General features: G+C 76.0%; 5 protein-coding genes. 3 read left to right on the top strand and 2 right to left on the bottom strand.

Annotated features, from left to right (window positions below; genetic code table 11):
* Nucleotides 1-304 precede the first annotated feature (304 nt).
* On the top strand, nucleotides 305-646 hold the full coding sequence (locus D1825_RS02035) for a helix-turn-helix domain-containing protein (RefSeq protein ID WP_118765828.1): 342 nt from the start codon (nucleotides 305-307) through the stop codon (nucleotides 644-646).
* Between the two features lie 75 nt (nucleotides 647-721).
* On the opposite strand, the gene D1825_RS02030 is transcribed toward D1825_RS02035, so the two are convergent.
* Together D1825_RS02030 and D1825_RS02025 are read right to left on the bottom strand one after the other, a co-directional pair.
* Nucleotides 722-1,480: a DNA-formamidopyrimidine glycosylase family protein gene (locus tag D1825_RS02030; protein WP_118765827.1), complete on the bottom strand. Its 759-nt coding sequence runs from the start codon at nucleotides 1,478-1,480 to the stop codon at nucleotides 722-724.
* Nucleotides 1,481-6,439, bottom strand: coding sequence for an ATP-dependent helicase (locus tag D1825_RS02025; RefSeq protein ID WP_118765826.1), 4,959 nt, complete (start codon nucleotides 6,437-6,439; stop codon nucleotides 1,481-1,483).
* Between the two features lie 59 nt (nucleotides 6,440-6,498).
* On the opposite strand from D1825_RS02025, the gene D1825_RS02020 reads away from it, so the two are divergent.
* Both D1825_RS02020 and D1825_RS02015 read left to right on the top strand, forming a co-directional pair.
* Nucleotides 6,499-6,732, top strand: a complete 234-nt coding sequence (locus D1825_RS02020) for a DUF3046 domain-containing protein (RefSeq protein ID WP_118765825.1) — start codon at nucleotides 6,499-6,501, stop codon at nucleotides 6,730-6,732.
* Nucleotides 6,729-8,813 carry an alkaline phosphatase family protein gene (locus D1825_RS02015; RefSeq protein WP_118765824.1) on the top strand — a complete coding sequence of 695 codons (2,085 nt, stop codon included), beginning with the start codon at nucleotides 6,729-6,731 and terminating at the stop codon, nucleotides 8,811-8,813. Before D1825_RS02020 ends, D1825_RS02015 begins: the two co-directional genes overlap by 4 nt.
* Nucleotides 8,814-8,923 lie beyond the last annotated feature (110 nt).

The following is an 8,923-nucleotide window of genomic DNA, read 5'->3' as shown; positions in this document are numbered from 1 at the left end:
GCCGACGAGTCGCTCGAGCTGCACGTGCACGGCGACCGGTCCGCGGTCCGGGAGGCCTCCGTGGACGCCGTGATCGACCTCGCGATCGTGCAGGTCACCCGATCGCCCCGCGCCGCGACCTGAGACGTGGCTGAGAATCACCCTGTGCCCGCGCGCTGCGGGGAACACGCGGGGCAGGCTGGTCGTTGCAAGCACCGTGATCAACACTCGTCCGCCGTCGCGTCCTACCACCCCTCGTGTGGGTGGGGCACGGTACGGTGGCATGGCTGTGGTAAACCGGACAGACGCGAGAGGGGGAGCCCCGATGGTCGTACTCCGTCGAGAGATCGGCGACGTGCTGCGGGACGCGCGGCAGCGTCAAGGGCGGACCCTGCGTGAGGTCTCGTCGGCCGCACGGGTATCGCTCGGGTACCTGAGTGAGGTCGAGCGCGGGCAGAAGGAGGCGTCGTCGGAGCTGCTGCACAGCATCTGCGAGGCGCTCGACGTCCCGATGTCGCTCATCCTGCGCGAGGTCAGCGACCGCGTCGCAGTCACCGAAGGTCTGCTCATCCCGGACACCGTGCCGATCGACCTGGCAGCGTCGCTCGAGGGCGGCGTGGATGCCGGGTGGGCACGCACGCGGGCCGAGCTCGCACCGATCGGCTGAGTCAACGCTGCAACGACGGGCCGTCGACCTCCGGGTCGGCGGCCCGTCGTCGTCCGTGCTCACCGGAGGGGTGCCTCACGGCCGTGGCTGGCAGCGCGGGCAGTAGAAGATCGGCCGCTCGCGTGGAGGCTCGTTCGCGGTGCCGACCGCGATCGGCGTCGCGCAGCGCGCGCACGGCAGGCGCAGCCGCCCGTGGACCTTGCCGGGTCGCACGTCGCCGCGCACCGAGCGACGCATCTGGGTCCGCGCCACGAGCAGGAGGTGCTCGGGGTCGGCGACCTGGTCCGCGGGCGTCCACGGCCAGATCCGGTCCGCGAACAGCGACTCGGCGGTGTAGATCGTGCCGAGCCCCGCCACGACCCGCTGGTCGAGCAGGACCTCGGCGACGGGCCTCGCGCCGGCCGCGGCCCACCGGCGCAGGAGCTCGTCGACGTCGACGTCCGCCCCGAGGATGTCCGGGCCCAGGTGGCCGATGAGTGTGTGCTCCTGCGTCGTCGGCACCACGTCGACCATGCCCAGCAGCCGCCCGAACGCGGTCCACCGCGGGGTGCCGAGCACAGCCCGGATGTCGGGGGCGCGGGCCGCGGCACGCGAGGTGCCGGTCTCGGCCACGCGCCAGGTGCCGTCCATCCGCAGATGGGTGTGCAGCGTGCGCCCGTCGTCGAACCTGGTCAGCAGGTGCTTGCCGTACGGCTCGGTGCCGAGCACGGTCGCGCCGACCAGGTCCACGGTCGCGACCGACGGCCAGCGCAGGTCCGCGCGCGTCAGCCGCTGGCCGGCGAGCGCGAGGTCGAGCCGCGCGGCCGCCCGCCGCAGGGAGTCGCCCTCGGGCACTCAGGAGCTCCCCAGCCGCAGACCACGTGGTGTGGTCGTGAAGCCGGCCGCCACCAGCGCGCGGCCGACCGGCCCGTGCAGCGCGCCCCCGGCGAGCACCTCGGCGCCGTCGATCCGGTGGATCGTCAGCCGCCCGACGTGACGCGTGCGCACCGTCGACGCGAGCGCCTGCGCCCCGGCGTGCAGGGCGCCCTCCGCGTCCGTGAACGAGAGCGCGGTCCGGCCGCCGCGCTCGAGGTACAGCGTGAGCGCGCCGTCGACGAGCACGACGAGCGAGCCCGCCTTGCGCCCGGGCCGGTGCCGGCCACCCTCGGCGATCCGGTCGGCCGGGGGGTCCGGCCACGCGAGCGCGGCACCGTACGGGTTGGCAGGGTCGGTCGCAGCCAGGACGACGGTGTGCGCGGCGACGCTGCCTGCGCGCTCGTCGCCGCCGAGCCCGTCGGCGGTCCGCTCCGCCGCGGCCTGGACCACCTGGGCGTCGATGCGCAGCCGGTCGACCGCGCCGGGCAGCGCGAACTGCGAGCCACCGAGGCGCTCGACGAAGTAGCCGCGGCGCACCTGGCCGCCCTGCTCGAGCGCGGCGAGCACGCGGTAGACGTCACCGAACCTCCCGCCGAGTCCCTCCGACGGAGCGATCGCGCGCGTGAGCACTCCGTGCCGGTCGAGCAGCTGGGCGGCGAGCGCGTGCGCGCGGACCGTCGGGTCGAGCTCGCGTCCGGGGAGCAGCGACCACCGTCCTCCTGCCGCCCCGTTACCGCCCGTGGCCGGCGCGGTCGCGCCCGCGAGCCGGACGGTCGCGCGCAGGCCGAGCCGGGGGCGCAGCGCACGGGACCGGGGCGTGGCCGAGCGCGTGCGGTGCGCGGTCGACCCGGTGCCCAGCCACGCACGCAGCGGCGCGAGGCTGTCGTTGGTGACCTGGCCGGCCCAGACCAGGTCCCACAGCGCGGCGGTGACCTCGCCCGGGCCGACGAGGGCGCCCGTCGGCTCGCCGGTCGGGTCCGGGGCGGCGGCCAGGTCGTCGATGAGCAGGGCAGCGAGCTCGGCGCGCACGCGCTCGGTGAGCGGGCCGACGAACCACGCGCCGCCGCCCCGCAGCGCCGCGAGGACCGCACGGTGCAGCGGGGTCGACGTCGCGTCGTCGGGGCCGGGCTCGGCGACCGGCGGCAGCGTGAGGTCGGCGACGCTCGTCGGGTGCAGGGAGACCAGGCCATCGTGCCCCGCGAGCGGGCCGTGGCCGGCCCAGAGCACCTCGCCGGCGGCGGTCAGCTCGTCGAGCATCGCGGGGGAGTAGTCGGGGATCCGGGCCGGCAGCACGTGCGTCTCGAGCGCGGACGCGGGCAGCACGCAGCCGGCGAGCTGCTCGACGACGCGCGCGACCCCGTCCAGCCCGCGCAGCGACCCCGTGGCCGACGACCCGGCCGCTCCTGGCGCGGATGCGGGCCGGACGCCCTGCCACCGCGGCAGGAACACGCCCAGCGCGGCGGGCTCGACGGGCTCGACCTCGGCGCGCAGCGCGGCCAGGGACCTGCGGCGCAGCGTCCGCAGCACGTCGGCGTCGCAGAACTCGTCGCCCGTGCCGCCCAGCACGTCCGGCCGCAGCCGACCCTGCACGAGCACGCCGGACCGCTCGAGCCGGCGCAGCGCGTCGGTGACCACGGCGACGCCCCAGCCGAGCCTGGCGGCCGCGGCGGCCGCGGGAAAGGGGCCGTGCGTGCGCGCGAACCGCCGCAGCAGGTCCGCGACGGGGTCGGGCACGACCTCGGTGAAGACCTCGGGAACTCCCACTGGCAGCGCCACACCGAGCGCGTCGCGCAGGCGGCCCGCGTCCTCGATCGCCGCCCACTGGGTCTGCCGGCCGGGCGCCACCCCGCCGAGCCGGACCGAGATGACCCGCCGGGCGCCGGCGAGCTGCTCGAGCCACGCGGGCACCTGGTCGCGCACGTCGGGCTGCACGCGCTCGGCGAGCTCGTCGGCCGTCAGCGGGCCGTGGCGGCGGACGGCGTCGGCGAGCTGCTCGAGCGTGCCCGCCTGCCGCTGCGGGGAGCGCCCGCTGATCTCGGCCTCGGTGAGCAGCACCTGGTCCGGGTCGAGCAGGTCCGCGAGCTGCGACTCGCCGCCCTGCCCGAGCAGCTCGGCGAGCAGCGTCGGGTCGAGCGTCAGCGCCGCCGCCCGCCGCTCGGCGAGCGGGGCGTCGCCGTCGTAGAGGAACTGCGCGGTGTAGCCGAACAGCAGCGTCTGCGCGAAGGGCGAGGGCTGACGCGTGGTGACCTCGACGACGCGCACGCGCCCGGTGCTCACGTCGCGCATCAGCTCGACGAGCGCCGCGGTGTCGAAGTCGTCCTGGAGGCACTCGCGCACGGCCTCCAGCAGGATCGGGAAGTCCGGGTACTGCGCGGCGACCGACAGCAGCTGCGCGGACCGCTGACGCTGCTGCCACAGCGGCTGGCGCCGGTCGGGGCGGCGGCGCGGCAGCAGGAGCGCGCGGCTGGCGGCCTCGCGGAACCGTGCGCCGAACATCGCGGAGGAGCCCAGCTCGGAGCGGACCGCGTCGAGGACCTCGTCGGGCTCGATCAGCAGGTCCGCGAGCCCGATCGCGGGGCCGTCGTCGGTGTCCTCGACGGGCTCGTCGGACCAGCCGGACCCCACGTCGAGCATGTCGGGGAGCCGCAGCACGATGCCGTCGTCGGAGTGCATCGCTGCCGCGTCGACGCCGTAGCGCTCGCGCAGCCGCGCGCCGATGACGATGGCCCACGGCGCGTGCACGCGGGCGCCGTACGGCGAGTGCAGCACGATCCGCCAGTCGCCCAGCTCGTCGCGGAACCGCTCGAGCACGAGCGTCGTGTCCGACGGCACCTCGCCCGTGGCCTCGCGCTGCTCGGCGACGTAGGTCAGCAGGTTGTCCGCGGCCCAGGGGTCGAGCCCCACGCCCTCGACCTCGGCCCGCGCCTCCGCCGGCGGCAGCTGCGCGACCGTGCGGACCCAGCCGCCCATCGCGCGCCCGAGCTCGGCGGGCCGGCCGGGGGAGTCGCCCTTCCAGAACGGCAGCCGGCCGGGCACGCCCGGCGCGGGGGTCACGAGCACCCGGTCGGGGGTGATGTCCTCGATGCGCCACGTGCTCGAGCCGAGCGTGAAGGTGTCGCCGACGCGCGACTCGTAGACCATCTCCTCGTCGAGCTCGCCCACGCGCTTGCCGCCGCGCACGCGCCCGCCCGCGGTCTCGGCGTCGACCGGCACGTCGCTCGTCGTCGACCCGTTCGCGAGGAACACCCCGTACAGCCCGCGGTCCGGGATGGTGCCGCCGCTGGTCACCGCGAGGCGCAGCGCTCCGGGCCGGGCAGTCAGCACGTCGGTCACGCGGTCCCAGACGAGGCGCGGGCGCAGCTCGGCGAAGTCCTCGCTCGGGTAGCGGCCCGCGAGCATGTCGAGCACCGCGCGCAGCGTCGCGTCGCCGAGGTGCGCGAAGCCGGCCGCGCGGCGCACGACGGTCGTCAGCTCCTCGACCGTCCAGTCCTCGACGGCGACCATCGCCACGATCTGCTGCGCGAGCACGTCGAGCGCGTTCTGCGGCACCGACAGCGCCTCGAGCTGGCCGGTGCGCATGCGCTGGGCCGTGACCGCGGCGGGGACGAGCTCGCCGCGGAAGGTCGGGAACATCACGCCGCGCGAGACCGCGCCGACCTGGTGGCCCGCGCGCCCGATCCGCTGCAGCCCGGAGGCGACCGAGGGCGGCGAGCCCACCTGCACCACGAGGTCGACCGCACCCATGTCGATGCCGAGCTCGAGCGAGCTCGTGGCGACCACCGCCGGCAGCAGCCCGGCCTTGAGCTCGGACTCGGTGCGGGTGCGCTCGGCACGGCTCATCGACCCGTGGTGCGCGCGCGCCAGGATCGTGGCGGCGTCGCGCGTGTCGACGCCCACCGCCGTGCCGGACTGGGCCGGGACCGCGGCGGGCTGCAGCTCGGCGGGGTCGGGGACGTCGAGGCCCTGACGCGTCGCCCAGACCTCGTTGATGCGCGAGGTCAGCCGCTCGGCGCCGCGCCGCGAGTTGGTGAAGACGAGCGTCGAGCGGTGCTCGGCGACGAGGTCGACGACGCGCTCCTCGACGTGCGGCCACACGGACGGGCGGACGAACGAGCCCGCTGCCTCGCCGCTCAGGTCCGGCGTGGGGTCGTCGGTGCGCGTGCCGCCGAGCTCGGTCAGGTCGGGAACAGGGACGACGACCTGCACCTCGATCCGCTTGTCCGAGGGCGGCTGCACGACGCGCACGAGCCGCCCGCGCTCGGTCGTCGGGCGCGTGCCGCCGAGGAACTCCGCGACCGCCTCGACCGGCCGGACCGTGGCGGACAGGCCGATGCGCTGCGCCGGTCCCGGACCGCCCGGACGGTCCAGCAGCGCGTCGAGGCGCTCGAGCGAGAGGGCCAGGTGCGTGCCCCGCTTGGTCGCGGCGACCGCGTGGATCTCGTCGAGGATCACGGTCCGCACGCCCGCCAGGCCGGCGCGCGCGCCCGAGGTGAGCACGAGGTAGAGCGACTCGGGCGTCGTGATGAGGATGTCCGGCGGGCGCACCCCGAACGCGCGCCGCTCGGCCGGCGGCGTGTCGCCCGTGCGGATCCCGACGGTGACGTCGGGCAGCTCGATCCCCAGGCGCGTCGCCGCCTGCCGGATGCCGACGAGCGGCGAGCGCAGGTTGCGCTCGACGTCCGTGGCCAGCGCCTTGAGCGGGGACACGTACAGGACGCGGCAGCGCTCGAGCGGCTCGTCGGGCACCGGTCCGGTCAGCAGGCCGTCGAGCGCCCACAGGAAGGCCGCGAGCGTCTTGCCCGATCCGGTCGGCGCCACCACCAGGGCGTGCTCGCCCCCGCTCACCGCCTCCCACGCGCCCTCCTGGGCGGCCGTGGGCTGCGCGAACGCGCCGGTGAACCAGGACCGAGCCGGGGCGGAGAAGCGATCGAGCACCACGCGGTCATCGTCGCAGGCGCCGCCCACATCCGCCCCGGACAGGTGGCAGGCTGACCCCCGTGAGGTTCAGGGAGTTCTGGCAGCTGGTCGACGAGGTGCTCGGCAGCGCCCACGGCCGCGAGCTGACGCGGTCGTTGGTGCTCGGGGGCCTCGACCACCGCACGGCGGTGCAGGCGCTCGACGACGGTGTCGAGCCGCGGTTCGTGTGGCACGCGCTGTGCGACGAGCTCGACATCCCCGACGCCCAGCGCTGGGGGGCCGACACGCGCCGCCAGGCGCCGCCGCGCCGATGACTCCACCGGCGCCCGGCCCCCGGACGCGGGGAAGGTGGCGCCCCGAGCTCGCGGACGTCGCCGACGCGCTCGTCTCGTTGGCGACCACGGCACTCGGGCTGGGCATCGCGATCGCCGTGGTCGAGGACGTCGGGGTGTCCGGACCGTGGCCCGTGATCGTCGCCGCGGCCGTCGTCGCGTTCGGGGACCTGGTCCTGCGCGCACCGATGCGCCTGCTCGCGCGCTCCGCTGGCGCGGCCGGTGCGCTGCTCGTCGGCCTCCTGGCCCAGGTCCTGACCGCGTGGATCGCGCTCGTCGTGCTCCCCGGCATCTCCGTGGGCTCGGCGTGGGGCTTCTTCGCGGTGCTGGTCCTGACGAGCGTCGTCATGGCCGTCGGCCGCTGGCTGTGGGGCGCGAACGACAGCGAGTACGTGGTCGCGGACGTCCTGCGCCGGGCGCGCCGGCACGCGCGGCGCACGCGCGGAGCGGTCCCCGACGACGGGTCGGTGCAGGCGGGGCTGCTCGTCGTGCAGCTCGACGGTGTCGCGGAGCCCGTGCTGCGCGAGGCGATCGAGGCCGGGCTCGCGCCGACGATGCAGCGGTGGATCGACGCGGGCACGCACACCCTGGAGCCGTGGTGGGCGCGCATTCCCTCGACGACCCCCGCGAGCCAGGCCGGGCTCCTGCACGGCGACTCCTCCGCGATCCCCGCGTTCCGCTGGTGGGACCGCGAGCTCGGCCGCCTCGTCGTGACGAACCACCCGCAGGACGCCGCGCTCGTCGAGAAGCGGCTGTCCACGGGCGACGGGCTGCTCGCGGGCGGCGGCACCGCCGTCTCGACGATGTTCTCCGGCGACGCGGCGACGTCGTTCCTCGTCATGAGCCGCACACGCGCCCCCGGCCCGGACGGCACGGGCGCCGGGCTCGGACCGGGACCCGCCTTCCTGCGGTTCTTCGCGAGCCCCTTCGTCCTGGCTCGCGCCGTGAGCCTGACGCTGGGCGAGATGGTCAAGGAGCTCTACCAGGCCCGCCGCCAGCGCGTCCGCGACGTCCTGCCGCGCATCTCCCGATCCGGCTGGTACGTCGTCCTGCGCGGCCTCAGCAACGTCGCGATGCGTGACCTGAACACCTCGCTCGTCGCCGAGGCCGTGGTCCGTGGCGACCCGACGATCTTCGTCGACCTCGTCGACTACGACGAGATCGCGCACCACGCCGGCCCGACGCGGCCCGAGTCGCTGCGCGCCCTCGAGGGCCTGGACCGCGTGCTCAACGTGCTCGAGCGTGCGGTGGCCGTCGCGCCGCGCGCGTACCGGATCGTCGTCGTGTCCGACCACGGGCAGACGCTCGGCGCGACGTTCGAGCAGGTCGAGGGGCGCTCGCTGATCGACACCGTGCGCGCCCTGATGGCGGAGCCGGAGACCGATGGCGTGAGCACGGGCAGCGGCGAGGACTGGGGGCCGCTCAACGCACTGCTGAACAGCGCGTTCAGCAGCACGCGTGCGGTCCTGGGTCCGGACGCCTCGCCCGAGGCCACGCGGGCCCGCTCGGGCGGCGACCTGCCCGACGTGGTCGTCGTCGGGTCCGGCAACCTGGGCCTCGTCTGGTTCCCGCGCGAGCCGGCGCGGCAGACGCTCGAGGACCTGCAGGAGCGCTGGCCGGGCCTCGTCGCGGGTCTCGCGGCGACTGCGTCGGTCGGGGTCGTCGTCGTGGACACGCGTGAGCGGGGGCTCGTGGCGATCGGCGCGGGCGGGCTCGTCCTGCTCGAGAGCGACGCGCCGCCGGAAGGCGAGGACCCGCTCGCCGGGTACGGGCCGCGCGGCCGGGCCGACGTCCTGCGCGCCGCGCGGCTGCCGAACACCGGAGACCTGCTGCTCGTCTCGCGCGTGACGCGCGAGGGGCACGTGCACGCGTTCGAGGGGCAGGTCGGCTCGCACGGCGGGATCGGCGGCGCGCAGAACCACGCGCTGCTGCTGCACCCGACGCAGTGGGCGATCGACGACGACCTGCGCGAGCCGGTCGGGGACGACGAGATCCTCGTCGGCGCCGAGTCGGTGCACGTCCAGCTCGTGCGCTGGGCGGCCGCGGCCGGGCTGCGCCCGTGACGTTGCGGGTGCGCTGGCTCGGCCACGCCAGCCTGGTCCTCGACCTGGGCGGCGTGCGGATCCTCACCGACCCGCTGCTGCGGCCGCACGCGCACCTGCTGCGGCGCCGC

The organism is Cellulomonas rhizosphaerae (assembly GCF_003470205.1).
In the GTDB taxonomy this organism is placed as follows: domain Bacteria; phylum Actinomycetota; class Actinomycetes; order Actinomycetales; family Cellulomonadaceae; genus Cellulomonas; species Cellulomonas rhizosphaerae.
This window is presented reverse-complemented; position numbering and strand designations above follow the sequence as displayed.

Excerpts from the sequence above, each read along its gene's own strand:
- D1825_RS02035 (WP_118765828.1), top strand. The coding sequence starts at position 305 with ATGGTCGTACTCCGTCGAGAGATCGGCGACGTGCTGCGGGACGCGCGG.
- D1825_RS02015 (WP_118765824.1), top strand. The coding sequence starts at position 6,729 with ATGACTCCACCGGCGCCCGGCCCCCGGACGCGGGGAAGGTGGCGCCCC.